The sequence below is a fragment of the Noviherbaspirillum album genome (assembly GCF_035916955.1).
In the GTDB taxonomy this organism is placed as follows: domain Bacteria; phylum Pseudomonadota; class Gammaproteobacteria; order Burkholderiales; family Burkholderiaceae_D; genus Noviherbaspirillum; species Noviherbaspirillum album.
This window is the reverse complement of sequence record NZ_JAWIIV010000035.1, coordinates 1-26493: the sequence shown is the minus strand read 5'-3', so window position 1 is coordinate 26493 and position 26493 is coordinate 1. Positions and strand designations below refer to the sequence as shown.

Genomic DNA, 26493 nt, shown 5'->3' with positions numbered 1-26493 from the left:
GGCATGAGCGTTGCCAACTCTGCCGTCCAGTTCCATCTACCGTCAGTAGACCGGGTACTTCGATGGCCAGCAATCGAGGCACTGATAGCAGCACATGGTCGAACAGTGGTCCTGATGGCAATCCGTGCGGAACTGGAGGCATGCCGTGTTCATGCCGCCATGGCTGGTGGCATCAGCAATGCGGTAATGGCGGAAGCCGTAGCGCAGAGAATAGCAACATTCGTGTCGCCGTCTTTGCGCAAGGTGTACAACCTGACCGGGACGGTCCTGCATACCAATCTGGGACGCGCTCCACTTCCGCCCGAGGCGATTGCTGCGATGGTAGAGGCGGCATCCGGCGCATCCAACCTTGAATATGATCTCGGTACCGGAGAACGCGGTGACCGCGACGACCACATCGAAGCCTGGCTATGCCGCCTGACCGGTGCCGAAGCCGCAACGGTGGTCAACAACAATGCGGCGGCGGTGCTGATATTGCTCAATACGCTGGCGCTGCGCAAAGAGGTCATCGTATCCCGTGGTGAACTGGTCGAAATCGGCGGTGCTTTCCGTTTACCGAACATCATGACCCGTGCGGGATGCAAACTGCATGAGGTAGGCACCACCAACCGCACGCATCTGCGGGACTACGCGGATGCAGTAAGCAACCGGACCGGCTTGCTCATGAAGGCGCATACCAGCAATTACCGGATAGAAGGTTTTACTGCCTCGGTGGACGAGACCCTGATTGCCGATGTGGCCGGCGCCAAAGGTCTTCCGTTTGCAGTAGACCTCGGTAGCGGGACACTCGTCGATATGACACGATTCGGCCTGCCGCACGAGCCGACGCCAGCCGAAACCCTGGAGAAAGGCGCTCACCTGGTTACATTTAGCGGCGACAAACTGCTTGGAGGACCGCAGGCCGGAATCATCGTCGGTCGCAAGGAACTGATCGCGCGCATCAAGAAAAATCCCATGAAGCGCGCCATGCGCTGCGACAAGATGACGATTGCCGCGCTTGAGGCGGTGCTTCGCCTGTACGCCGACCCGGACCGGCTGATCCAGCGGCTTCCGACGCTGCGCCTGTTGGCAAGGCCGGTGGACGAGATCGAGGCATTGGCCCGTCGGGTACGGCCCGCCGTGGCCGGATGGGCCAGTGCCCAAGGCAATGTGGACGTGGTACCGCTCGATAGCCAGATAGGTAGCGGCTCCCTGCCTACTAATCTATTACCCAGCTTCGGCTTGCGCATCACACCGGCGAGCGTAAAGCGGCGTTCAGGCAGGATTCTGGAAGAGATCGCCAGCACCTTCCGTTCACTGCCGACGCCAGTTATCGGTCGCATATCCAATGGTGCCTTTCTCCTGGACTTGCGCTGCCTTGAAGCGGAGCAGGATTTCATTGCACTCTTTGCCGGTGCTCCTGCAATATGATCATTGCGACTGCGGGCCACGTCGATCATGGCAAGACAACGCTGGTTAAAGCGCTGACCGGCATTGATACCGACCGTCTTAAGGAAGAAAAGCAGCGCGGTATGACGATCGAGCCAGGCTATGCGTATGCCGATTTCGGATGCGAAGAACCACTCGCATTCGTCGATGTCCCCGGACATGAACGATTCGTGCGTAACATGCTTGCGGGAGTGGCGGCGATCGACTTTGCGCTTCTGATCATTGCCGCCGACGATGGGCCTATGCCGCAAACTGTTGAGCATCTGGCGATTTTGCAACTCCTGGGCGTACAGCGTGGTGCGGTTGCACTGACAAAGACTGATCGTGTAGCGCCGGAAAGAGTCAATGAGGTTGCAGTGCAAATCGCAACTCTGCTATCGACTACGCCAATGCAAGATGCAAGGGTCTTTCCAGTGGTCGCAACGACGGGCAAAGGAGTGCAGGCTCTGCGGAATCATCTTGCTGACGCAGCGGCAAGTATCCCTCGGGTAGCAATGGCAGGAAACTTTCGGATGGCGATTGACCGCAGTTTTACGTTGTCAGGCGCGGGCCTGGTGGTCACAGGTGCCGTCACTTCAGGCAGGTTACGCGTGGACGAAGAGGTTGTCGTCTCGCCGCAAGGCGAAACACTGCGTGTCCGAAGTATTCACCAGCACAACCGTCCGACAGACGTTGCCTCAGCCGGCCGGCGCTGTGCGCTCAATCTTGCAGGCAGCAGTCTCAAGCGAATTTCAGTCGAGCGCGGAGACTGGCTCGTTGCGGCGGCCGCCCATGCGCCGACCGAGCGCCTTGATGTTCGTCTAGTCGTTCATGCATCCTGTCCATCGTCTATCGAGCACTGGACGCCGGTGCATGTGCACATTGGCGCAGCGGTGGTCAACGCCAGAGTCGCCATTCTGGGAGCGAATTCAGTTGAGCCAGGCCAATCAAGTTTTGCCCAGCTGGTTCTGGACCGCAGCATATCGGCAATGCATGGCGACCGCTTTATATTACGCGACCAGTCCGCACGGCGGACCATAGGCGGCGGCCGGGTCGTTGACCCGTTCGGCATCCATCGTGGTCGTGCGAAGCCGGAAAGAATAGCCCAGTTAAGCGCGATGGAACGCGCGACGGCTTCCGAGGCGCTCGATGCCTTGCTCGCAATCTGCCCAGATGGCGTTTCACTGCAGCCGTTCGCACAGGCATGGAACCTGACCCCCGACGAACAGACAGTTTTGCGTGAACGCCATGCAATGATATGTTTTCATGATCGTGACGTGCTTGTGGGGATTGCTGCACAACGGTGGACCGCAATGCGTGGCCAGCTGACAAAGGTGCTGCGCGAATGGCATCAGAGCGAGCCTACATCGGTTGGGCCTACTGATGCTGCCCTAGCGGCGCAGATGCAGTTTCAACGGATGCCAACGGCATGGCGGGCTGCCTGCAAGGCCCTATGCGACGATGGGTTGGTAGTCCGGCAGGGTGTGAGCCTGCGTCTAAAGGAGCATCAGCCCGTCCTGTCTGCACTGGACGCCCTGCTACTTGAACAGATCAGCTTGCTGCTAAGCCGTGCCGGATTGCGGCCGCCGATTGTGGGCGAGCTTGCACGGGAGCTCGACATGAATCAGGCGACTTTGGTCGAATTTTTGGAGAGAGTAAGTCGCATGGGACATCTGGTTCGCGTGGCGAAAAATCGGTACTTTTTGCCGGAGACTTTGGACAAGCTTGCAGGTATCGCAGCACAACTCGCTGTGGAATCGCCGACAGGACGTTTCGATGCGGCTTCATTTCGAGACCGGTCCAGCATCGGTCGAAATCTGACCATTGAGGTGCTCGAGTTTATGGACCACGCGCGCATTACGCACTTTTCTGGTGGATCGAGAAAGATGCTTGATTAGCGCAGCAGCAAAGCAAGCGGAGATGTAATAATAGTGCTGGCAATGTGACAAAACGGAAGGGAATCGTATCCCGGTGGAGCGCCCGGACTTCAAATTCGGCGAGATGCGCACGGCGTGTCTGGTGGGTTCGACTCCCACTCCCTTCCGCCATATAAGGCCTATAAAGATGAGTGCTAAATTTGTGTAGGATTTTTTCGCGTACTAGTCGGTCATTTGGTAAAAAAGCGGGATAAGGCGGTCAAACGTTAGAGCGATAATGTTAACTTTTCGAAAAGCTAACGTATTTTGAGGCCGCACCAAAGCGGTATGGAACATCAATTACGTAAAATGACTGAAGGCAATTGCAGGCGGTATTAGGCGAAAAAGTCGACTTGGTATTGATCTTCCTCGCGGACCGCTATCTCAACGCGGGTGACCTCGGTTCAAAGGTTCTTACGAACAGCGCCACTTGGGCAATTTGCGGGAAGGGATGTATCTGCAAAAATTCCGACGCTCGTCGATCCGCTCTTGATCAAGTAAGCTGACACGATCCATTACCGGGCCGGCATAGTGGCACCGCAGGGGGGCGGTGGCTCAACCTAGTTCGGAAAGTGCTCACAACGGGCTCGAATGCGCTATCCAATTAGTACAGACCACGTAGACTCACTTTGTTTCTCAGCCGTCGGTATGTGCATGCGTCGCATGATGGAGTGGCCGTCCACGTTGCTCGTCAACATGGAAACGGACAGAGGCGGTAGGCCGTTCTCACCTTCCTGCTTGTACTCCCAGATTCCCGCCACACCAAGCGGGTCACCCTTCTTCTCGCGGACTTCATGACACACAGCTTTGCCGGTCTCATCGAGAACCGGACGTCGCCGCATCACAGACCTGCGCGAAGTGCTCAATGCTATCCGTTACCTGGCGCGCTCCGGATGTGAATGGCGTATGTTGCCAGTGCATTTTCCGCCATGGCAAACGGTGTACTGGTGGTTTCGGCGTTTTGTGAAGCGGTTGCTGTTCAAGGTCATTCATGATGTGGCGTTGATGCTGGACCGGCAGAATCAGAATAGGCAGGAGCATCCCAGTGCAGCGGTCATCGACAGCCAGACGGTCAAGGCACCGGGCGGTAGGGCAAGCGGCTATGATGCGAACAAGAAGATCAAGGGCCGCAAGCGACATGTCGCAGTCGATAGTGATGGACGGCGGTTGATGGTGAACCTGACGTCGGCTGATATGGCTGATGCGACCGGGGCAGAATGGGTGCTGGTGGCATAGAAGAAGCGATGGCCATGGGTGAAGCACCTGTTTGCTGATGCCGCGTATGACCGACGACGATTGCTCGACGAGGCAACGATGCTTGGATTCGTTGTCGAGGTCGTTCGCAAGCTTGAGAATCAGCACACATTTGCTCCGCTGCCTCGTCGCTCGGTTGTCGAGCGTTCCTTTGGCTGGATGGTGTAATGGCGGCGCCTGGTACGTGACTACGAGGGCCGTATCGACGTCTCTTCTGAAATGATCTATGTCGCTATGGGCAGCCTGCTTCTCAACGGCCGATTGGGCCAGGCGTGCCGCCTCGATCTTGAATCCTTCCGTGTACTGCCGTCTCGGTACTAACTTCTCTTCCATCGATTCCTCCATGCAAACAGAAAATTACCAAATTTCCTGCTGTACGTGAAATCGGGGCAAGGTCAGGTTGAATTCTCTCTCAACCTGGACTGGAATTAACCGGTCACGTCACTGACGCACTCACTCTGCCGTATCATGAGCTGGAAAGTTAGGAACTACGTATTCGCCCAATTCTTGTACGACTTCATGTGCCGGCCGCCGACTGTATTTCAAATTTAGGCCCACATGATTGACCCCTATGTCTTTCAAATCGGTCAAATATCTCGTAAGGAAGTTGCGTCCAGCCCGGAATCCTAAATGTATTGGTGAGGGTGACTCATCGGGGTTCTCTGATAGATCAACGTATAAGGACTGCGAGAAAGGCTTAAATTTCTCAGTCATTGAACGCCATTTTTGTATAGTCGCTGCCTGCTGAATTAGATTTTGCGGATAAAAGAGCCAGCCGTCTCCATGCTCAGCGATCCATTTAACCGACTGTCGTGAATTGCCAGTCACCATTACGGGAATGGTACCCAGCAAAGGTTTAGGCAGCAAGTCTGCTCCTGACATGTGCACTCTAAGCGTAGAAATTGCTGGAAAGTCGCTGCGCCATGTTTGACGCATAACGGCTAGTGCCTCTTGAAACAAACCTTCACGGTTTGTCATGTCCTGGTTGAAAGCAGGGAATTCCTCCGGACGATCACCTGTAGCAAGTCCAAGCACCAAGCGTTGATTTGACAAGCGATCGATGGAAGCGGCTGATTTTGCAACATGTAATGGGTGACGAAGCGTGGTAATAATGCTGCCAGTAGCCAGCGCTATACGCGATGTGTGCGCCGCCATATACCCCATGAATGTCCAAGCATCATATATGTGGCCAACGTCGCCAAACGAAGGGACGTTAAGCAGTACATCTCTGAAATAGAGAGCAGCGAAGCCTTGAGACTCAGCCAGCCGTGCCGTACGGATTTGTTGGGCCACATCCATTACAGGGACAGCTCCAGTGTAGGCTTCAATAGGAAAATAAAGGCCTAAAGTTAGATTTCCCTCCTGATACATAGTCGAGAAACCGCGATGATGTTTAAATATGCTCATAGCTCTGAAATAAAGGTTTAGGCCTCTAATATAGGTGGCCATAGAGACAGTAATAAGATATTTTCTGCAGCCGCAACTCCGTCGCTGCAGTACGCGCCTCGCGAAGCTTTTCTATTGGCTGCAAGGCCGCATGTCACCCTAGCCTTGCTCTTCACTAGAGCTAGACGATCTAATCCTGCGAATCAATCCATAAGTGCGATCCACTGACATTCAAACTAAAGCGGATTCCAGGAGCGGCTGCTCTATTGAACTTGTTCTACCGATTGACGTAAGGATTTCGGACATCGGATGTTGGATTCGTTTTTTCATTCATACCAACTAATAGACTATTTGCTGACCTCATTGCATAATCCGCCTTTTATGGAATGATGCTGACAATTCACAAATGCGGCACGACAGCAGCCTGATTGACGTGCCTAGTCGGCCTCACAGAACATCCCTGAAGTTAAAATTAGGAAACCCTCAATTGCTTTTTCGGCGGTCGCTAGTGGATCTTCAGAATTAGCTACCCATATCGACACGCTTCGTAGCGCACCATTGAAGAGGTGTGCGGCAGCTAATGAGTCGACTGGACGTAATATTCCATCGTCACATAGTCTTCCAATATTACTTTGGGTCCTGCGAAGACACGAATTCTGGCTCGACCATTGCGAAGGATCGCCTAGAACGGCGGGACCCTCTAGAAACATAATCCTTTGGATTTCCGGTTCAAGTGCCATGTTTATGTAGGCGATACTTTCCTGCAGGAAGCCATCCCAGGATGTGGTTGCCTGCTCAATGATCGCACTCAGGCGCTCTAACATCTCCTTATCGATTTGTGTGATCACCGCATGTAAAAGTCCTTTCTTGCCCCCAAAATGGTGGTAAAGCGCACCGCGTGTTAAGCCAGCAGCGGCGGTAATCTCGTCCATTGAACTGCTAGCACATCCTTTTATTGCGAACACCCCCCTAGCAGCTTTGATAAGCTTGCTGCGGGTTTCGGCACTCATCTTTGCACGCTTCTGAACCAACGCAACCTCTGTCAAGATTTAACATACGATACGTATGTGAGTAAATATACATCACATACGCGCCGTATGTAAACATGATTTTTTCGGTGAATTTCCGATGCGCTATGGTCGAAAGTGAACCTAAACGTAATTTATTCTCTTTTGTCTATAGAGCAGTCACCGCAAAATAAGGGCTGTTTGAATGGCTGCGTTTCTATTTCAAGAAATCGGCGCACTCTTTAGAAGTCGATGTTTTCTCGAGCAAGTGGGTTCTAGCCCGAAGCTATCTTGTAACTATAAGCGGAAAGGGGCCTCCTTTAGGCCTTGATGACCCCGAGGTAATTTGAGGCAAGGAAAGAGACCGGATTAAAACCGTTAATCGGCGCTGAAATGCCAAGGGGAACCAACATTTTCCACGGCCGTGGGTTTATGCAGCCGGGCATCATCTTATAATTTATACTGTTGATAGATTGAAAAGTAGGTTAAGTCCTCGACCCCACAAGCAGCGTCGAGAAGACTTCATGACAGGAAGACAATACGCTCTGTTTTCGTAATGTTTTGACACGAAAGTCGGGGATTAACTAATTCCAGAGGGGTTCATCAGCTTGTCTTCCTATTGTCACGAAGTAGGCCTGAAACCAAGGCCATGAAACTGTCGACGGCGTTTTGAGACGTTAATTGAGGGTCGTCAGAACTTGCTATCCATAGGGCGGCTCCGCGCAAGGCGCCATTAATAAGGTGCGCTGCGGCAAGTGGATCGATCGGTTTCACAATTTCTTCTTCAATTAGCTTCTGGATGCTTCGTTGTGTACTACGGATGCACGAATTCTGACTTGGCCATTGTGACGGATCTCCTAATACTGCCGGACCCTCCAGGAACATGATTCGCTGAATTTCCGGTTCAAGAGCCATCTTAATGTAAGCAATGTTCTCATCTACAAAACCATCCCATGTCGTGGACGCACCCTCAATGATTGCAGCTAAGCGTTCTACCATTTCCCTATCAATTTGTGTAATGACTGCCTGCAGCAACCCTTTCTTATCTCCAAAATGATGGTAGAGCGCACCACGCGTCAGCCCAGCCTCGGCCGTAAGATCATCCATTGAGCTTTCTGCATACCCTTTCGTAGCAAATGCCTCTCTGGCGGCTTTGATCAGCTTGCTTCGGGTTTCGGCAATCATTTCTGCACGTTTCTGTACCACTGCGTTACCTCCAAGAATTATACATACGGCGCGTATTTTAGTTGACATACGACTCGTATGCGAATAAGATGAATTGCATACGGTTCGTATGTGACGAGAAATTCTAACTCAAATCCCAAGGACCATTATTCCGACGAGGGTACAAATGTATGAGTCGCGCGATTTGTCTGGTGACAGCATTGCCATTGACAAAAATGCAACGCAGGTCGCTAATGCCAGGGCGTTGCCACAACGAGTTCACAAAATCGGACTCATCGTCAATCCAGTCGCAGGCATGGGCGGTAGAGTTGGTTTGAAAGGCACTGATGGAGCTGAGGTACTGGCAGAGGCTAGACGCCGAGGCGCCCAACCCTTATCAGGTGCCCGTGCTTTAAGTGCCTTGAAGCGTCTTGCAACATCCTCTGCTTCTATCACTCTTTTTACCGGTGCAGGTGAGCTTGGCGAAGATGTCGCGAAAGCGGCAGGTTTCAACCCCGTGGTTATACATCAGCCGCAGGACGGAGCGAGTGCGCCGACAGATACCTTGGCAGCAGCGTCAAAAATGGTGCGGGAATCCGTCGAGCTGGTGCTCTTTGCAGGAGGTGACGGAACGGCGCGCGACGTCCTAGGCAGCGTTGGCGACCGCATTCCCATTCTCGGTATCCCGACAGGCGTAAAAATGTATTCAGCGGTCTTCGGTACGACACCAGAAAACGTTGGAACGCTTACTGCGCGTTTCATCGCAGGCGATCCGGCCGTTCGGGTCCGCGATGCAGAGGTCATGGATATCGACGAGAACGCAATACGTCAAGATCAAGTATCGGCACAACTCTATGGCTATGCGCGTAGTCCATATCTGCGTTATCTGGCACAAAATGCCAAAGCTGGTTCGATGCCCAATGAACAAGCTGCACTAGAAGCGGTAAGCCGGCAGATCGCCAATAAAATGCGCCCAGGGTGTCTTTACATCGTAGGACCAGGCACTACGACACGACATGTGATGTCGGCGTTGGGTCTTCCGTCAACGTTACTCGGCGTTGACGCTGTGCTCGACGGCAAACTCGTTGGGTCGGACCTCAACGAGAATGCGTTGCTCCAGCTGATGGAAGGACGACAGACATACCTAATCGTAGGGGTGCTAGGCGGCCATGGAAGCTTGTTTGGTCGAGGAAACCAACAAATCAGCGCCGAGGTGATTCGCAGAGTAGGGCGTAATCGCATCATCGTCCTAGCTACGATGGAGAAACTCCTTAGCTTGGCGACGAGACGCCTGCATGTGGATACAGGCGACGAAGAAGTTAATACGATGCTCACTGGTTATTTACCCGTACAGACGGCTCCTGATCGCTCTATCTACTACAAGGTTCAAGCCTGATGTCTTTCCCACCCGATGTAACTGAAAGGATACTCTACATGAAAGAGACGATTGCCCATCCGTATATGGCGAACTCAGCGCCAGCGTTAAAGCGGGAAATGCTTGATGCCATTGGCGCAAAAAGTATCGAAGAACTATTCCAGCAAATACCTGCCGACCATCGGCTCAAAAGTCCGATCAATCTTCCTCCCGCTCTGACGGAAAGTCAGTTGCGCAGGCACCTAGTCGACACATTATCTAAAAATAAGACGTGCGAGCAAAATCTCAATTTTCTAGGTGCTGGTTGCTGGCAGCACCATGTCCCAGCAGCTTGTGACGAAGTCGTCCGCCGAAATGAATGGCTGACATCGGTATTTGGAGAACCAAGTTCAGACCACGGGCGCAACCAAGCGTGGTTCGAGTTTTGCAGCCAACTAGGTGAATTGCTGGAGATGGATCTCGTGGCTCTTCCAGTCCGTAGTTGGGGTGTAGCGGCGGGCCATGCAATTCGGATGGCGGCCCGTCTCACCGGGAGAGATGAAGTGATCGTTGTGAGGGCAATTGACCCTGAGCGCCTATCAGTGATAGAGAATTATTGCGAACCAGTTGACATGCCATCGCACATCGCAGTACGGCTTGTCGACTTTGATAAAAAAACTGGACTGATGGATCTTAGCCACCTTCGCTCCCTTGTCGGCCCTAATACAGCGGCTGTCTATTTTGAGACACCCTCATATCTGGGTATGATCGAACACCAAGGTTCGGAAATCGCAGCCATCGCACATACAGCAGGTGCAGAGGTGATCGTTGGGGTTGACCCAATTTCGCTCGGCGTCCTTGCAGCGCCAGTCGACTATGGTGCGGACATCGTCGTTGGAACGACACAGCCACTCGGTGTGCATATGAACTGTGGGGGTGGGGTCAGCGGGTTTATTGCCTCGCGTGACGAGGAACGCTATGCTCATCAGTATCCAACCTTATTCATCAGTATTGCAGAGACTACCAAACCGGGCGAGTACGGTTTTGGCCTCAGCCTATTTGAGCAGTCTTCCTACGGCCTGCGTGATAAAGGCAACGACTGGACTGGGCATTCTGTGTATATGTGGGCAATAGCAAATGCAGTATACATGGCAATGATGGGACCAACGGGCTTCGAAGAAGTTGGCAATGTAATTCTACAGCGAGCACATTTTGCGGCACGAAGGCTTGCAGAGATCCCTGGCGTACGCGTTACTTTCCCAAACGGATTCTTTAAAGAATTCATTGTGAATTTTGATCAAACAAACCTCGCAGTGGCAGATATCAACAAGAAGCTCCTGACGCTTGGTATCTTCGGCGGAAAGGACTTGTCCCAAGATTTTCCCGAACTTGGTGCCAGTGCCCTGTACTGCGTAACCGAAATTCACACTCATGCTGATATCGAACGTCTTGCCAATGCTCTTAATAAGGTGATCAACCATGAATAAAGTCGTCAAAGAATATCACGCACCTGTCTGGAACGAGCCGATCATTATGGAAATGGGGCATCCAGGACGGCGTGGCGTCGTTTTTCCTGAGGTGGAAGATGAAGTAAGCAAGGTTGTTGGGAACGCGGGCAATTTGGTCCCTGCAACAATGCGACGCAATCGTAAGCCGAACCTTCCGGAAATGTCCGAGCCGGAAGTTCTGTACCACTATTTGCGCTTATCGCAGCAAACTCTAGGCATGATGAACATTAGTTTGTTCGGCACCTGTACGATGAAATATAACGCGCAGATCAACGAAGCATTGGCATGGCGGCCCGAGGTGACGCATGTGCACCCGTATCAGGATGAAGATACTTTGCAGGGCGTGCTAGAGGTAGTATATGGCATGGATAAAATCCTGCGAGAAGTATCGGGCATGGATCAGTTTGTATTCCAGGCAGGAGGTGGCGCTGAAGCAGCCTATACCAGTTGTGCCGTCACCCGTGCCTATCACGCATCACGCGGAGAGCTGGAACAACGTAACGAAATTATTACTACGATCCAAACTCATCCAAGCAGCGCAGCAACCGCCGCAGCAGCCGGTTTCAAAGTAATTACTTTGATGATTGACGAGAACGGCTATCCATCGCTTGAGTCGCTAAAAGCTGCGGTGTCAAATCGTACAGCAGCGTTGATGGTGAACAATCCGGATGATATGGGCGTCTACAACCCTGAAATCAAGGAGTGGGTTCGCATAGTGCATGAAGCTGGCGGCCTTTGCTTCTATGATCACGCAAACTTCAACGGTGTCATGACCAAACTTCGAGCAAGCGAACTAGGATTTGATGCTTGCATGTTCATGCTTCACAAAACGTTCGGCGCTCCAAAAAGCGGAGTCGGAGGACCTGCAGTCGGCGCGTATGGTTGCTCCGCCAAGCTGGCGCCGTTTGTGCCCAAACCCGTTGTTGCGTTCGACGGAGAACGTTACAGCCTTGATTATGATAGGCCGCAAAGTGTCGGAAAGATTCGCGAATTCTGGGGAAATGTTCAAGTAATCTTGAAAGCCTACGCATGGGCGCGTGCCATGGGTGCTGCCGGAATGGCTGAAGCATCAGATCTGTCAGTTCTTGCGAACAACTATATGGAAAAGGGCTTGCTCGCAATCAGAGGGGTAACTCGCTCGCACCCGGACCAAACGACCCCACGCTTGGAGATGACACGATACAGCTTTGAAAAGCTCAAAGAGGAAACTGGAGTTGACGTCCATGATATTCAGAACCGAATGACTGACTTCGGCGTCGACGCTCTGTGGACAAGTCACCACCCATGGCTCGTTCCCGAACCCTTTACGCCAGAAGCCGGCGAAATGTACGGAAAAGAGGCTCTCGATACGTGGATAGCGGTATTGGCACAAATATCCCATGAAGCTTATACCAATCCAGAGATCGTAAAAACCTCGCCGCATAACCAGGCGATACACCGTCTGAAAAGTAGTTCGCTGGATGACCCATCGCAGTGGGCTATGACTTGGCGTGCGTATCTGAAGAAGAAAAAGGCTAGCTAGAGGCGTCAGTCAAGAACTTTACTGTGCGGAAGTTGTGGGTCTTTTCAGAACAGCCATTTTCCCTAGTGGGAATATAGTTGATTATAAAAAAGACCCATTTGTGTACATCCGGCCGGAGCAGCTGAAAAGTACTTGCTTACGGTCGGACGACTTAATTCACGTCGATTATCGTAACGGAGGCAAATATGGTGACGCTGGATTTACATCTTTTTCCTCATGAGTATCAAGCGCTACTTAATGCGCTCAGACGAGATTTGCGAAGAGAGACAGAGCTTGCAAGAACGAGTGGACTGTATGCTGATAGCCATAGAGTGAACGCGCGGCACAACATTCGGATTCTTGAGGCCATCGCTCCAAGGACCGAAGTAGCGAATCGTTCTGCCAATAAGTCTGAACAACAACCATTCGGTGACACCTGCAAAAATGCAGCTAGCACCTAATTGAAGAAGTTGTATAGACGAGAGAAGTCCTCATAAACATTGGCATGATGCTAGCCTTTGCAAACATCAGTTTTGACAGAATCTCCGCTCGCTCTGTGAAGCTGTGAGACTGCGTTTTAATGCGGATGTAACCTAACGTTTGCGCTCTAAAGAAGTAGAGCGCAAGTATAAGATGCAGTCGTCAGTAGGACATGCTATTTCACATTTAACTTAGCTAGTTTCGTTACCAGAAAGAGAAATCCATGTTTCAATTTTTCATGTTTTGTTCTGAAACAGGTAATTGGCCTGCGCCAGTATATTTAGAAATACTTCCCCTGAGCCACACAATGCCGCGTGCTCACGAGCAATAAAGCGTAAGGATTTAAGATAGCAACTGTAAGAATCGCTCGGAGGGAAAACAGCGCTGAACGCACCTTTGCTATTCAGATTAGAAAAGGTCTGAATAAGTAATACTGCGACTCTATCCGACTGTGCAACGCTAGGTATAGTTTATTTAAAGGTACTAAGTACAATAATTAAGGAGGCAACATGCCAAACATTTTCGAAAAAGGCCTGGACCGTCACGCCGCTAACTATCATTCGCTTTCCCCGTTAAGCTTTATTGAACGCGCGGCGACCGTTTATCCGTCAAGAGTTGCAATCGTTCATGGAGACCAGCAGCAGAGTTGGTCTGAGACTTATCGCCGATGCCGACAACTTGCGTCTGCATTGCATATGAACGGCATTGGAATAGGCGATACGGTAGCGGTTATGCTTCCTAACATACCGGCAATGGTTGAAGCGCACTTTGGTGTTCCAATGGTCGGTGCGGTTCTAAACACTCTAAATACGCGGCTCGATGCTGAGTCGCTTGCATTTATGTTGGAGCATGGTGAAGCGAAAGTCGTTATCGTTGATCGCGAATTCTCGATCTTAATGAAGTCAGCATTGTCGCGCGCAAAATGCAAGCCCTTAGTTATTGAGGTGGATGACCCAATGTACGTAGGGTCCGGTCAAAATTTGGGTGGAAGCAATTACGAGGAATTTCTGTCGAGTGGAGACAAGGACTATGCCTGGAAGATGCCATCGGATGAATGGCAAGCTATCTGCTTGAACTATACGTCTGGTACCACTGGAAACCCTAAGGGCGTGGTGTACCATCACCGCGGAGCTTATTTAAATGCTGTTTCTAACATCCTGGAGTGGGATATGGAAAAGCATCCTGTGTACCTTTGGACGTTACCAATGTTCCACTGTAACGGATGGTGTTTCCCTTGGACTGTGGCAGCACGCGCAGGTGTGAACGTTTGCCTGCGCCGAGTAGAGGCGCAACACATTTTGTCGCTTATCCGCACACATAAGGTTAGCCACTATTGCGGCGCGCCAATAGTTCATAGCCTCCTCTTGAGCGCACCCGACGAACTGAAAGTCGGCATCAATCATCGTGTGAAAGCGATGGTCGCTGGAGCGGCGCCACCAGCAGCTATGATCGAAGGTATGGAGAAAATGGGTTTCGACATTACACACGTGTATGGCCTTACTGAAGTCTACGGCCCAGCTGCCGTGTGCGTTAAGCACGACGAATGGGCTAGCGTCGATATTAGTGAAAGGGCGCGGCTAAACGCGCGGCAGGGAGTTCGCTATCACCTTCAGCAAGCTGTGACTGTCATGGATCCAGAGACCATGACCCCCGTTCCTGCAGACGGCGAAACGATCGGAGAAATCATGTTTGCCGGCAATATTATGATGAAAGGCTACCTTAAAAACGAATCGGCTACTCAGGAAGCGTTTGCTGGTGGGTGGTTTCACACAGGCGATCTTGCCGTGGTATACCCCGACGGGTATATCAAAATAAAGGACCGCAGTAAAGACATCATTATTTCCGGCGGGGAAAACATATCTAGTATTGAAGTGGAAGACGTTTTGTACCGCCATCCTGCCGTTATGTATGCAGCAGTTGTAGCCATGCCGGACCCAAAGTGGGGGGAAACGCCATGTGCTTTCATTGAACTGAAGACGGGCGCCTCGATTACGTCTGACGAGATTATTTCTCATTGTAAAAAGCATCTTGCTGGCTTTAAGGTCCCTCGTGCAGTGATGTTTGGAGAGGTGCCAAAAACGTCGACAGGAAAGATTCAGAAGTTTACCTTAAGACAACAGATCAAATCGGTGGACGCATTGCAATAAGACACAACGAAGGGACGACGTACGTTCGTCCCGACAGAGCTGGGTGAGCTTTCAGGTGAAACATGGTGACCCATAAAATTAGAAACGACACGGACTCAGGAAACGCAAAGAGATTAGATTATCTTTTTGAGGATCTTTATCGCATGAGTGAATCAATGTTGCTACTCCATAGGCGGAACGATCCAGCGCACACTCCGGTATCGACTAGGACTGGTTCAGATGAGCGGTTGAGGGCGATTTCAAACGAAATTTGCGTGCGTTTGCAGCGGGGAGAGTCTCTGACATCTATCGCTAGGCTGTTAAACAACAGAGGCGAAAAAGGTCGGTACGGATGTCGCTGGTATCCTGCAAGCGTAAAAGCCTATGTGAAAAAGGCTAAGGAAAACGTGAAAAGTCTGCAATAACTGGGCCAAGTAGATAGGCAGTAATCATAGAATTATTGCATTCATTAATCTGTTATCAAGTGCCGAACGTCTACGTCAAATATTAATACGTCGATACATTCTTATAGGAGGATCGACAAGCATCGTACGCTCTGGATGCGTACACTGAAACCGCTACTAAAAGCAAGAAAAACAGCAGATTACAAGAATCGGGGAAGCGTCAGTCACGCAACTAACGCCGAGTCATCCACATGCACATTTGAAGACTATAGCAATGAGAATCAATACAATTGGAATTATTGGAGCTGGCATAATGGGAGCAGGAATAGCCCAAACATGTGCAGTAGCTGGACTCAATGTCATCCTAAACGATATTGATGACCAGGCAATCCGCCAGGCCATTAAAGCGATAGATACTAACCTTGGAAGGCAGTTAGCTAGGACCTCGCTTACTGCTATAGAGAAAGATTCCGCGCTAAGCCGAATCAAGGCCTCACCATTGTTGGCTGATTTGGCACAAGCAGACTTTATGATTGAAGCGGCGACAGAACGGCTTGAGACCAAGCAAACCATCATAAAGTCGCTTGAAGATATAGCGACGCCTACAACAATTATCGCAACTAACACATCATCTGTTTCGATCACGAAACTTGCAAGAGCCCTTTCTTACCCGGAACGCTTCATAGGCATGCACTTTTTTAATCCTGTACCGTCAATGGCGTTAGTCGAAGTAATTCGTGGGGTACATACAGGAGCACAGGTATATGCGGAAACCATGGATTTGGCTAAACGAATGAATAAGGTTCCGATCCCAGTGAAGAATTCACCAGGCTTCATTGTTAATCGCTTGTTAATACCGATGATTAGTGAAGCTATTTTTCTCTTACAAGAGGGAGTTGCGGAAGCCGAGGATATTGACAACGCCATGAAGCTGGGAAGCAATCACCCGATTGGGCCGCTTAAACTTGCTGATATGATTGGACTTGATACGATCTTGTCGGTCATGGAAGTTTTATATAAGGAGTTTAGTGAGTCCAAATATAGGCCTGCTCAACTGCTGCGTGAAATGGTCGATGCAGGGCATCTTGGGCGAAAGACAAAACGAGGCTTTTTTCAATACTCATAGTCGTTAATATTGCCAAAGGTCACTTCATGCATATTGTCAGTCGTTCTTTATTAGATTGTGCGCGCAAAATCGGCTCCGGTACGACGTATGACGCAACTTGTGAGAATTGCAAGTCACTTATCGCCTCCGGACTTGCTGTAGTTAAGATCCTGCAAGAATCACCCACGAAGACAGACAACAGCCGAAAGATCCTACTTTTAACATCTGACGGGGAAGAATTCTTACAACTTCACCTTGATTAGGTGCTTACCGAGGAAAGGTATCATCGGGAAAATTCCTTACAAACGTGCATTTGGTAGTAAACCAGGGCAGTTGTCATAGTAGTCTAATGTATCAGCATGGTCATCTTAATTAAAAGATAACACGTCGCAGGTGATGTGCCCCCAATAAACAGTGCCATGTGGATCTCGTAAAGTTCGTTATCAAGCGGAAGAACGAACGTCAAGAATCGGTTTAGTGACGAGCAGATCATCGGTTTTTTGAACCAAGCGGAGGCTGGGGTGCCGGTCATGGAGCTATGCCGGCAGCATGGATTTAGTGGTGCCTCCTTTTACAACTGGCGGGCGAAGTTTGGTGGAACGACGGTCCCGGACACTAAGCGGCTCCGGGGCCTGGAAGCCGAGAACGCACTGTTCAAGAAGCTGTTGGCCAAGTCAATCCTGGATGCACAAGCTCTGAAGGCAGCTCTCGGGCGAAAGTACTGACGCCAAAGGCCAAGCGTGAGGCAGTCGCGATCATGCGGGAGATGACAGAGATCTCTGAGCGCCGCGCCCGGCTGCTTGTGGGAATGTCACGAACGGTGCAGCATTATCAATCCAAAGTACACCCAGAGAATGAGCAGTTGCAAGGCCGCCTTGTAGAGCTTGTAGGCGAGCGGCGCCGTTTCGGCTATCAACGGCTCCATGCTCTCTTGCGCGTGAAGGTGTCGACGCGAATCACAAAGGCATCTTCAGGCTGTATCAGAGTGCTGGAATGGCCGTCAAACGCCGACGGAAACGCCATAGTGTGGCTGTGGAGAGAGAACAGTTGGACCTGCCGATCTGACCAAATAAGGTATGGTCGATGGATTTCGTCAATGATGCCTTGGCTAACCGTAGGCGTATCAAAGTGTTGACCATTGTAGACGACTTCACCGAGGAGGCAATCGACCTTGTCGCTGACCATGGAATATCAGGGCAGTATGTCGCGGGAGTCCTGGAGCGCGCGCGGCGCAGTTTCGTGGTCTGCCGGGTGCCATTCGCACCAATCAGGGTGCAGAGCTTACTGGCAAGAGGCTGGACCAAAGGGCATATCAGATTGGTGTGCAGCTCAAATTAGTCGAGCCAGGCAAACCAACGCAGAACGCCTACATTGAAAGCTTCAACGTCCGATCCAGTAATGAATGCCTCAATGATCACTAATTCAACTGCCTGGCCGGGGCACGCATTCGTATAACCGCTTCGCAATGCGATCACAATGAGCACCGTCAGCACAGTGCATTGAACTACCAGACCCCCGCCGAGTTTGAGGCCAGCTACCGATGAAGGACTTTAGGTACGAAAACGGACGAATTATCAACGGAGCTTTACTAACACGCCCTTGGCACTCCTAATGGGGCACATCAGTATTGTTGGTGAGAATCAGCAGACCTTTGAACTAGGACTTTAAACCAACGCCCCATCGTCTTTCTTAGTCGTAGTGCGACCTTCTGATATTTATGGTGGACAGGTGAAGATTTAACTGTGTGCCAAATCGGATCGAACGGGAACATTGTAAACGGCACAGCGAAAGGCTACCCTTGTAAGTTAACTAAGGAGCGTTGCAATAGTGAAAGCATTTTTCCTCGTTGCAAAATGTCTGACTTGGCTAATCCGTTACTGCGAAGCAGAGCTAAAGATCATATAGTTCTAAAGACGGTTGTTACTAAGTCTGACCTTTAGAAAGGAGGACGAGATAGGTGTCAAAGTTAAATCTATTAAAAGAAAATCCTAGCCTTTGCGTTGAACCTTTGATGAATCCTAGACGTCCGCCTATTATATTGTGATAGCTTTTAGCGCGAAACGCGAATGTGCTAGAAAGATCTTGTAGCTGAGAGGATAAAAGCTTTACCAACTACATTCTTGGAAGACCCATCGGCATTGAAATAAGTCCATAATGGAACTCCATTACTATCTGCACGGCCATTATTATACGTACCAGCTATGGAGACATTCCACTGACCGATGGCCTTAGTCAGGCCTACTTTGAAGTCGGTAAAATCGTACATATCTAGATGCCTAACGTGTTGGCGGCCAACGTGAAGATTTATTGTATAGCCATCACCAATTTCCGGATTCCAGTTTGCCTCTATGTACCTTGAGCCTCGTGTATCGCGTTCCATTCCAGTAAAGGGATCGACAGCTAAACCGAACCAGTCATTGTTAAGTGCAACATAAGCTGCAACGCTAATATTGCCCATCGTTACTCCAACTTTGGCCTCCTGAGTATTATACTTAACTGAGCGGCCGAAAGCACTGTAACTTGCACCCGGAAACCAACATGTAATGACGCCCAGGTCAATATTTGCGTTTTCAGTAAGTGGAAAGCGATAACCACCGTAGATATCAATCTCTCCACCACTGGTATTACTGTATGCCGCACTGGAGACGCCGGATCCCCAAACCCCTAAATAAAGTCCATTTGCATGGCTTATATCGACACCGGCTTGTATGGTAGGCTTACGCTGGGTTTGCGAGACACCACGAAAAACGTAATCTGAAACTAGACTAACGTTTCCGGTAGTGGTCCAGACAGACTTTTCGTTGCTATCAAGGTCAGCGGCGGCAGCGCCATGTGCGTGCCAAATACAACCGCTCATAAGAGTGATTATGGCGAGGCTGTATCTTTTAATTGAGTATTTCAAGAGGTGTCTCCGTCTATTTTAAATGGATTCGTTCGTTTACTACATTCGTAGTAACAATTAGCATGCGCTCGGAATATGGTTCCGATATCATCTTAAATTTTGCTTGTGTCTACTTCAGCAAAAGGGTCCACTTTAATTACTCAATGCAACGTCAACATTCGTGAGCGGTTTGGCCCAATCTATTAAACCGCTGGCAATACATAGGCTAAAGAATGCTATTTCGCTATGAGTACGTTAAAGGGAATGTGTGATTGATGCATCTTGAGTGCACGACTGCTCAAAACTGAACGTGTGTTTATCGTAATGCAATCCTCATACCTATAATACTTTCGTGAGATAAAGCCACATTACATACTTAGGGGATATCTCGGGCTTCGTCTAAGACGATCGCCCGAGAGACCGGTTAGTGCATTGAGTGTGTATAAGAACGCAGACGTCCTAACGTCCGCCTTCCTATCTAATTAAAAGAATCCCATTGGATTTGGGTTATAGCTAACAAGCAGATTTTTGGTCTGCTGATAGTGTTCAAGCATCATTTTGTGGTTTTCACGTCCAATGCCTGATTGCTTGTAACCACCGAACGCAGCATGTGCGGGGTACAAATGATAGCAATTGGTCCACACGCGGCCCGCTTCGATCTGGCGTCCCATACGGAATGCACGCGAACCGTCACGTGTCCAGACGCCGGCGCCTAAGCCGTATAACGTGTCGTTGGCAATCCTTAGTGCATCCTCTTCGTCTTTGAAAGTTGTCACAGATACCACCGGGCCAAAAATCTCTTCCTGGAAGATTCGCATCTTGTTGTGCCCGCGGAACACGGTTGGCTTTACATAGTATCCCTCTGCTAGGGCGCCGTCTTGAACGCACCGCTCACCTCCGGCCAAGATTTCCGCGCCTTCTTGTCTGCCGATGTCAATGTAAGAGAGGATTTTCTTTAACTGTTCTTCCGATGCTTGTGCCCCTACCATGGTGTTGGCGTCAAGCGGATTTCCCTGCTTGATCTTGGATACACGATCGATTGCACGTTCAATAAATTGATCGTAGATTGATTCCTGAATCAATACTCGGGATGGGCAAGTACAGACCTCTCCCTGGTTCAGGGCGAACATTGCAAAGCCTTCCAATGCCTTATCAAAGTAAGCGTCATCATGGTCGATCACGTCAGCAAAGAAGATGTTTGGCGATTTTCCGCCGAGCTCCAACGTGACGGGAATCAGGTTCTGCGAGGCGTATTGCATAATCAGGCGTCCAGTGCCGGTCTCGCCAGTAAAGGCAATCTTTGCAATACGCTTATTCGAGGCTAGAGGCTTACCTGCTTCAAGTCCGAAGCCATTAACAACGTTGACAACACCGGGCGGAAGCAAGTCCTGTATCAGCTCCATCAATACCATGATGGAAGCAGGAGTCTGTTCTGCAGGCTTCATAACGACACAGTTGCCGGCAGCGAGAGCAGGTGCCAGTTTCCAGACAGCCATAAGAATCGGAAAATTCCAAGGGATAATCTGGCCTACCACACCGAGGGGCTCGTGAAAGTGGTATGCGTAGGTTTGGTCATCGATTTGTGCAATGGAGCCTTCCTGGGCGCGTATCACACCGGCGAAGTAGCGAAAATGATCAATGGCTAAAGGAATATCAGCAGCAAGGGTTTCGCGAATCGGCTTGCCGTTGTCAATGGTTTCAGCTGTCGCCAAGACTTGAAGGTTGGCTTCCATGCGATCAGCGATCTTGTTCAGGATGTTTGAACGTTGTGCTAGCGAAGTTTTTGTCCAAGTCGCCTTTGCAGCATGAGCTGCGTCAAGGGCGAGTTCAATGTCTTCGGCAGTGGAGCGCGCCACTTCGCAAAATGGCTTGCCAAACACCGGACTGATATTTGCGAAGTACTGGCCTTGTACTGGTTCTACGAACTCGCCCCCTATGAAATTTCCATACCTTTGCTTGAAAGGGTTGGTGTAGCCAAGGTTCCCAATGTCAGCCATGTTCATTTGTCTTCTCCAATTTGATTGAATAGGAAAGCCGCTGTCGTTGCCATTGCAGGCATATCGTGCGGCTAAACCGTATTTGTTTTTAATATGGTGATGCGGCGCGTTCTTATATATAAAGGCGCTTGAGCTATGATTTATTAATATGCTCTGGAGCCTGATAGGCTCCATGTCTTCATCAAAAGGCGCCCACTTCGTTTTGGAAGTGGGCTAAACCGAACGACCGAGACAGTGATTACGGTGACGTCAATTCTATGAGTATATGCGGCACTTGAGTATCAAAAATCGGCAAGCATTCAATGCGAGGTTACTGAAGCATATCTTGTTTAAACGATAGTGACTTTTTTAAGTAACCTTCATAACTTCGCATCACATCATTCCAGGACCTAGATTGCCGCATCGCAAGGTCAAGCAAGTATTTAGTTTGGGTTGCGAGCAAAATTAAATCTTAGCGTGAGCAAGATCACCACAGCAACTGCTTTCACTGTTTTCCACTAATTGGCCGTGAATTTGGAATTTAGACACTGGAAAAGAGTTAGCGGACTTTGATAGCCGCTGGCTCTGCTGGATGCAACCTCCAAAAAGGCACGGCATGTACGCGAGCAAACGCTGACGGACGTAGCGCAGGCCCGGTAGGCGTGGCGCGCACAACATCCTGAACTGGAAGTCAACATTTAGTGCTCCTGAATGAAACCTATGTTAATTCCAATATGATTGCATCCGGTAGCCGTTCGCCGGTAGAAACGCGCTGTCTCGGGCACGCACATAATGTCCATGGAAAACAACGACGGTGGCGTGCGTCTTGCGTTGCTACGGCTTGGTGGCGCAATGGAACATTGATGGTCTTATCTATGCTCAGACCTTCCGCACCTAAGTCCAAGAGGTCCTCGTGCAGGTCCTACACTCAAGTAACATCGTGGTGATAGACAATTTCAGCTAGCATACAGTCGCCGGTATTGAAGAGATGATGACGGCTGCTGGGGAGCAATTGCGCTCATGCCGCCGCATCGCCCAGACTCTTGTCCCATTGAACAGGTATTTTCCAAGATGAGAGCCTATCTCGGAGAAGCTGCCAAACATACTTATATGGACTCCCTCCAAAGTACAAGGGACTGATCGATAGGAATGGCATGAGGGAGGAGCCTGCAGTCGTATATCCGGCATCTAAGGTGGACTCTGTTGTGGTCCGTGCCGACATGGAATCTGCGACATCACTGCGCCAATCAATGCGAGCGGCAGGCGTACAGCTGCCAAGTGCGTTTTCGGCGTCAAACGATGTGGGGGTATCCCTGGGTGCCATGATGGGCGATCAATCTCTTCGCAAAGGCGGGTATGTTCAACTGTGGTTCGTAGCGTATTGCTCAGACAGGCACCGGTTACGTCGGATCGTTAAGCTTCTGGCTCATGCGCGTAACGCTTCCTCCATATATTTCTCCATCTCGCAAAGTCGCATAACAGATCCGTGCAAGTTTGTTGGCCAGCGCGCACGCCGCCTTGTTGTGGTTGGCGCGGGACTGCACATCAAGTGCCCAAGTTCGCAGACCGTCAATCTGGCGATTAGCCTTGACAGCGACGCTTGCCGCTCGGAGTACCGAACGGGCACCGTGCGTCAGCAGCATGCGCAAGTATCGATCTCCTTTCTTGGAGATGCGCCCCAAGTTTCTGGTATTGCCGGACGAATGTTCCTTCGGCGTCAAGCCAAACCAACTAGCGAAGTGCCGGGCATCTTTGAAGTGGGAGACGTTTCCACTGGTGGCCGCCACCATCGCGGTAGCGGTCAACAAACCAATGCCAGGAATCGACAGCAGCGTGGTGCAAGCAGGAGACTGTTTCGCCAGCGCCGTGAGCTCGCGTTCTAGCTGAGCCACCCGAGCTTCGAGCAACCGAATCTCTTCCACCAGCAACTTCATTGTGCCGCGAATGAGCGTTGGGATGGTAGAAGCAGGATCGGCAAGAACCCGACTGATCTGCTCCAGGCCGTTGCGACTGCCAGTCGCAACGGAAATACCGAACTCACGACAGCAGCCGCGCAAGGCATTGATTCTTGCGGTGCGTGTGGCCATCCACAGCGAGCGGACACGGTGCAGCCCTTGGAGCGCTTGCTGTTCGACGGATTTGATTCGCACTGGGGTAATGTCGCCACAGCGAGCCGCTTCGAGCAGTGCACAGGCATCAGCGGAGTCGGTCTTGTTGCGCTTGACGTAGGCGCGTATGTATGAAGCCGGAAGCAATTTAACTTCAATGCCCATGGCGTTAAATCGACGAGCCCAGTGATGAGCCGAGCCGCAGGCTTCCATGATGACAAGGGATACGCTGCGATTGATAAACCAGCGCTCGAATTGCGTGCGGGTAAGGCGATGTTGCTCGATAACACGCCAGGCGGCATTGGCCACAGCCAGTTGGAAAACAGATTTGGCCAAGTCGACGGCTACGATAGTAGTATTCATGACGGACTCCTTTTGTTGACTGATCCCCATGCCCATGCGAACCAGTACGCCTACTTTGGCGCAAAAAGACGGAGGGAGTCCATCCCATCAGTCGAGGAGCTACGGTCAGGCAGCGTGAAAATGCCCTACCGGTACTGTGTTGAACGTAGGGCTCAGACGAAACACGCTTCAGTAATCTCGCATTGACTGCTTGCCGAATTTTGATATTCAAGTGCCGCATATACTCATAGAATTGACGTCACCGTAATCACTGTCTCGGTCGTTCGGTTTAGCCCACTTCCAAAACGAAGTGGGCGCCTTTTGATGAAGACATGGAGCCTATCAGGCTCCAGAGCATATTAATAAATCATAGCTCAAGCGCCTTTATATATAAGAACGCGCCGCATAACCATATTAAAAACAAATACGGTTTAGCCGCACGATATGCCTGCAATGGCAACGACAGCGGCTTTCCTACTCAATCAAATTGGAGAAGACAAATGAACCCGCTAACTACAAATTACTCACCATCCGTCGCTGACGGCCCACCTTCTCAAGGGCACTTTGCAAAAGTGCTTACATTTCGGGATTTGATAATATATGGATTGGTATATCTAGCCCCAATCGGCCCCTGGGCCACGTTCGCTTATGTTTACGATCTGTCCGGAGGTGCGGCCGTTTTGGCTTACCTGATCGGTATTATCTGCATGTACTTTACCGCCAATTCTTACAAAGAAATATCGGGAGAGGTACGCGGTGCGGGTTCGGTTTACGGGTACGCGCGTGAGGCCATGGGGGTGGGGCCGGGATTCATCGCCGGCTGGATGGTGTTGCTGGATTATTTAATGATTCCCGCATTGATGTATGTTTTTGCCGGCATTGCGCTCAACACCTTAATGCCAGAGGTCCCGAAGTGGGTATGGATCCTTATATTTGCAGGAATTAGTCTGGCTATCAACTGGTATGGCGTGGTTATGAGTGCTCGTGCAAATTTGATATTCCTTTGCGTTCAGGTTCTCGCTGTCGTCGCTTTTGTTGGCTGGGCGTTAGCGGTCGCGCCTGGTCCAATCTCCACCGCATTCCCAATGGACGCAGTCTGGAGTAGCGCAATCACTCCCCAAGGAATGTTTGCCGCAACCTCGATCTGTGTTCTGGCTTTCCTTGGCTTTGACGCGATCACTACTCTTACCGAAGAGGTGCGGCCTGAGCAACGGCATTTGGTTGGTCGTGCAGTCGTATCATGCCTATTAATTATCGGAGTGATCGCAGTCGTACAAACCTGGGTAATGTCCGGACTCGCTAAAGGATTCGCCTTCTCGGACCTTGCCTCCGGCGTGTACGACATGGCTGGAGCAAAGGTTTCTCCTATGGCCGGTCATGCAATGGCCTGGATCGCTGCTCTGGTTACCGGACTTTCCATTACACCGCCTATGTTGGCGGCTGTTGCACGAGTGTTGCACGCCATGGCTGATGGCGGCCAGCTTCCCGCTGGGCTAAGCAAATTGCATTCTAGATACCATGTCCCGCAGCGCACACTTTGTTTGGCAAGTGTCATCTCGATTGTGATTGCTCTGACTTTCATTGAAATGCCTGAAGAATTGACCGGCATAGTTAACTTCGGAGCATTGGCGGCCTATCTGGCAGTACACCTGTCGGTGATTGCACTGCTTGCGGTGAAGCGACGCTCGGGTCGTTGGATTGCACATCTAGTGGTGCCCGTGATTGGCATCACCATCATTGTAGTAGTCGCGACCCAAATGAGCAATTCGGCATTATATCTGGGGCTGGGCTGGTTCGCGGCAGGGCTCGTCTATTACGCGTTGCTCAAGAGATTTAGGCAAAGCGCTGCGGCAACCCCCATTGGCGCAGCATAGGGAACAGAACCAACATTATGATTTTTATCGCACGGTAAATAATGGCAGCAGGTAAAATCTACTATTCTTCCAAAAAATGTTGATCTTGGTGTTTTTTGCAAATGGTGTCTCACCGTTCGTTAGGCATTTAGCATGAATGATAGGACTGTCAAAGCTGGCATCGAAAAGAAATTGAATTCTGTGGATACCCTAAGCTGGACTTTGTCATTTAGGAATCATAACTAAGTGGCTCAGTTAAGCGTGCAAACAGAGATCCTGGGATTTGAATCATGTCGGTTGGATGTTTAGACCTTGTGATGGTCTGTTGCTACGAAAGCCAGCGACGCACTACAGCGTGTTGCATGATTTCATCTGTAATCCATGCAACACGTTGTAGCGGCAATGTGTTGAAAATAAATACATGAGGGGTTATGTTGGCTAGAGGCAGCTCTGCTGCCACGGATGCCCGTCGCCATGGACCCACCGGCAACCGGTCCGCTTGAGGACTTTGCGGTGCAATTTGATTCCCTATTTTATTCGCCGGCGCAACGACGTTGCTTCTGAATTTATCTGGCCAGCCTCCTGGCTCCGCGTGACCCCAACAAGACCCTTACCGCATTAGCCGGCGCCGAACCAGTTGTGCGAGCTAGTGTCAAGACTGGTGTATGGCGGCTTGAAGGATAGCGGCGTCAGGCGGCGAGTTTTTGCTGTTCCGGTGGAT

14 protein-coding genes, 1 tRNA gene and 3 pseudogenes are annotated in these 26493 nt (G+C 50.7%); 12 read left to right on the top strand and 6 right to left on the bottom strand.

What is annotated here, in order from left to right:
* The first annotated feature begins 3 nt into the window (after window positions 1-3).
* The 4 genes and pseudogenes from selA to RY831_RS26525 form a co-directional block, all read left to right on the top strand.
* Entirely contained in the window at window positions 4-1410 is a 1407-nt protein-coding gene (gene selA / locus RY831_RS26540) for an L-seryl-tRNA(Sec) selenium transferase (RefSeq protein WP_326509388.1), read from the top strand.
* Window positions 1407-3305, top strand: a complete 1899-nt coding sequence (gene selB, locus RY831_RS26535; protein WP_151639053.1) for a selenocysteine-specific translation elongation factor — start codon at window positions 1407-1409, stop codon at window positions 3303-3305. The genes selA and selB overlap by 4 nt, the downstream gene beginning before the upstream one ends.
* 54 nt (window positions 3306-3359) lie before the next feature.
* A tRNA-Sec gene (locus RY831_RS26530) sits at window positions 3360-3455 on the top strand.
* A gap of 693 nt (window positions 3456-4148) precedes the next feature.
* A pseudogene (locus RY831_RS26525) lies at window positions 4149-4898 on the top strand (IS5 family transposase); the annotation flags it as partial.
* A gap of 132 nt (window positions 4899-5030) precedes the next feature.
* Here RY831_RS26525 and RY831_RS26520 read toward each other — a convergent pair.
* The 3 genes from RY831_RS26520 to RY831_RS26510 form a co-directional block, all read right to left on the bottom strand.
* On the bottom strand, window positions 5031-6026 hold the full coding sequence (locus RY831_RS26520; RefSeq protein WP_367576105.1) for an LLM class oxidoreductase: 996 nt from the start codon (window positions 6024-6026) through the stop codon (window positions 5031-5033).
* 374 nt (window positions 6027-6400) lie between these two features.
* Complete coding sequence (locus RY831_RS26515; RefSeq protein ID WP_326509387.1) at window positions 6401-6973, bottom strand: TetR/AcrR family transcriptional regulator; 573 nt, start codon at window positions 6971-6973, stop codon at window positions 6401-6403.
* 600 nt (window positions 6974-7573) lie between these two features.
* Entirely contained in the window at window positions 7574-8176 is a 603-nt protein-coding gene (locus tag RY831_RS26510) for a TetR/AcrR family transcriptional regulator (RefSeq protein WP_326509386.1), read from the bottom strand.
* Window positions 8177-8321: 145 nt separating this feature from the next.
* Between RY831_RS26510 and RY831_RS26505 the strand changes: the two genes are divergently transcribed.
* The 6 genes and pseudogenes from RY831_RS26505 (at window position 8322) to RY831_RS26480 (ending at window position 18156) form a co-directional block, all read left to right on the top strand.
* On the top strand, window positions 8322-9530 hold the full coding sequence (locus tag RY831_RS26505) for an ATP-NAD kinase family protein (protein ID WP_326509385.1): 1209 nt from the start codon (window positions 8322-8324) through the stop codon (window positions 9528-9530).
* Window positions 9531-9568: 38 nt separating this feature from the next.
* Window positions 9569-10975 (top strand): aminomethyl-transferring glycine dehydrogenase subunit GcvPA, encoded by a 1407-nt coding sequence (gene gcvPA, locus RY831_RS26500; RefSeq protein WP_326509384.1) that lies wholly within the window; start codon window positions 9569-9571, stop codon window positions 10973-10975.
* Window positions 10968-12518 (top strand): aminomethyl-transferring glycine dehydrogenase subunit GcvPB, encoded by a 1551-nt coding sequence (gene gcvPB / locus RY831_RS26495; protein ID WP_326509383.1) that lies wholly within the window; start codon window positions 10968-10970, stop codon window positions 12516-12518. The genes gcvPA and gcvPB overlap by 8 nt, the downstream gene beginning before the upstream one ends.
* Before the next feature lie 968 nt (window positions 12519-13486).
* A complete protein-coding gene (locus RY831_RS26490) occupies window positions 13487-15124 on the top strand; it encodes an acyl-CoA synthetase (protein ID WP_326509382.1) in 1638 nt (545 codons plus the stop codon).
* 657 nt (window positions 15125-15781) lie between these two features.
* Complete coding sequence (locus RY831_RS26485) at window positions 15782-16633, top strand: 3-hydroxybutyryl-CoA dehydrogenase (protein ID WP_326509381.1); 852 nt, start codon at window positions 15782-15784, stop codon at window positions 16631-16633.
* Window positions 16634-17100: 467 nt separating this feature from the next.
* Window positions 17101-18156: pseudogene (locus RY831_RS26480) on the top strand (IS3 family transposase).
* A 527-nt stretch (window positions 18157-18683) separates the two neighbouring features.
* Here the strand turns inward: RY831_RS26480 and RY831_RS26475 are convergent.
* The 3 genes from RY831_RS26475 to RY831_RS26465 form a co-directional block, all read right to left on the bottom strand.
* Window positions 18684-19514, bottom strand: coding sequence for a TorF family putative porin (locus tag RY831_RS26475; protein WP_326509380.1), 831 nt, complete (start codon window positions 19512-19514; stop codon window positions 18684-18686).
* A gap of 461 nt (window positions 19515-19975) precedes the next feature.
* Complete coding sequence (gene adh, locus RY831_RS26470) at window positions 19976-21496, bottom strand: aldehyde dehydrogenase (protein ID WP_326509379.1); 1521 nt, start codon at window positions 21494-21496, stop codon at window positions 19976-19978.
* 1373 nt (window positions 21497-22869) lie between these two features.
* Window positions 22870-23940 carry an IS110 family RNA-guided transposase gene (locus tag RY831_RS26465; RefSeq protein WP_326509378.1) on the bottom strand — a complete coding sequence of 357 codons (1071 nt, stop codon included), beginning with the start codon at window positions 23938-23940 and terminating at the stop codon, window positions 22870-22872.
* Between the two features lie 311 nt (window positions 23941-24251).
* Here RY831_RS26465 and RY831_RS26460 point away from each other — a divergent pair, with 311 nt between their 5' ends.
* Together RY831_RS26460 and RY831_RS33435 are read left to right on the top strand one after the other, a co-directional pair.
* Window positions 24252-25793 (top strand): APC family permease, encoded by a 1542-nt coding sequence (locus RY831_RS26460; RefSeq protein WP_326509377.1) that lies wholly within the window; start codon window positions 24252-24254, stop codon window positions 25791-25793.
* A gap of 441 nt (window positions 25794-26234) precedes the next feature.
* Window positions 26235-26420: pseudogene (locus tag RY831_RS33435) on the top strand (IS701 family transposase); the annotation flags it as partial.
* Window positions 26421-26493 lie beyond the last annotated feature (73 nt).

Excerpts from the sequence above, each read along its gene's own strand:
- selA (WP_326509388.1), top strand. The coding sequence starts at position 4 with ATGAGCGTTGCCAACTCTGCCGTCCAGTTCCATCTACCGTCAGTAGAC.
- selB (WP_151639053.1), top strand. The coding sequence starts at position 1,407 with ATGATCATTGCGACTGCGGGCCACGTCGATCATGGCAAGACAACGCTG.
- RY831_RS26520 (WP_367576105.1), bottom strand. The coding sequence starts at position 6,026 with ATGGCCACCTATATTAGAGGCCTAAACCTTTATTTCAGAGCTATGAGC.
- RY831_RS26515 (WP_326509387.1), bottom strand. The coding sequence starts at position 6,973 with ATGAGTGCCGAAACCCGCAGCAAGCTTATCAAAGCTGCTAGGGGGGTG.
- RY831_RS26505 (WP_326509385.1), top strand. The coding sequence starts at position 8,322 with ATGTATGAGTCGCGCGATTTGTCTGGTGACAGCATTGCCATTGACAAA.
- gcvPA (WP_326509384.1), top strand. The coding sequence starts at position 9,569 with ATGAAAGAGACGATTGCCCATCCGTATATGGCGAACTCAGCGCCAGCG.
- gcvPB (WP_326509383.1), top strand. The coding sequence starts at position 10,968 with ATGAATAAAGTCGTCAAAGAATATCACGCACCTGTCTGGAACGAGCCG.
- RY831_RS26490 (WP_326509382.1), top strand. The coding sequence starts at position 13,487 with ATGCCAAACATTTTCGAAAAAGGCCTGGACCGTCACGCCGCTAACTAT.
- RY831_RS26485 (WP_326509381.1), top strand. The coding sequence starts at position 15,782 with ATGAGAATCAATACAATTGGAATTATTGGAGCTGGCATAATGGGAGCA.
- adh (WP_326509379.1), bottom strand. The coding sequence starts at position 21,496 with ATGAACATGGCTGACATTGGGAACCTTGGCTACACCAACCCTTTCAAG.
- RY831_RS26465 (WP_326509378.1), bottom strand. The coding sequence starts at position 23,940 with ATGAATACTACTATCGTAGCCGTCGACTTGGCCAAATCTGTTTTCCAA.
- RY831_RS26460 (WP_326509377.1), top strand. The coding sequence starts at position 24,252 with ATGGAGCCTATCAGGCTCCAGAGCATATTAATAAATCATAGCTCAAGC.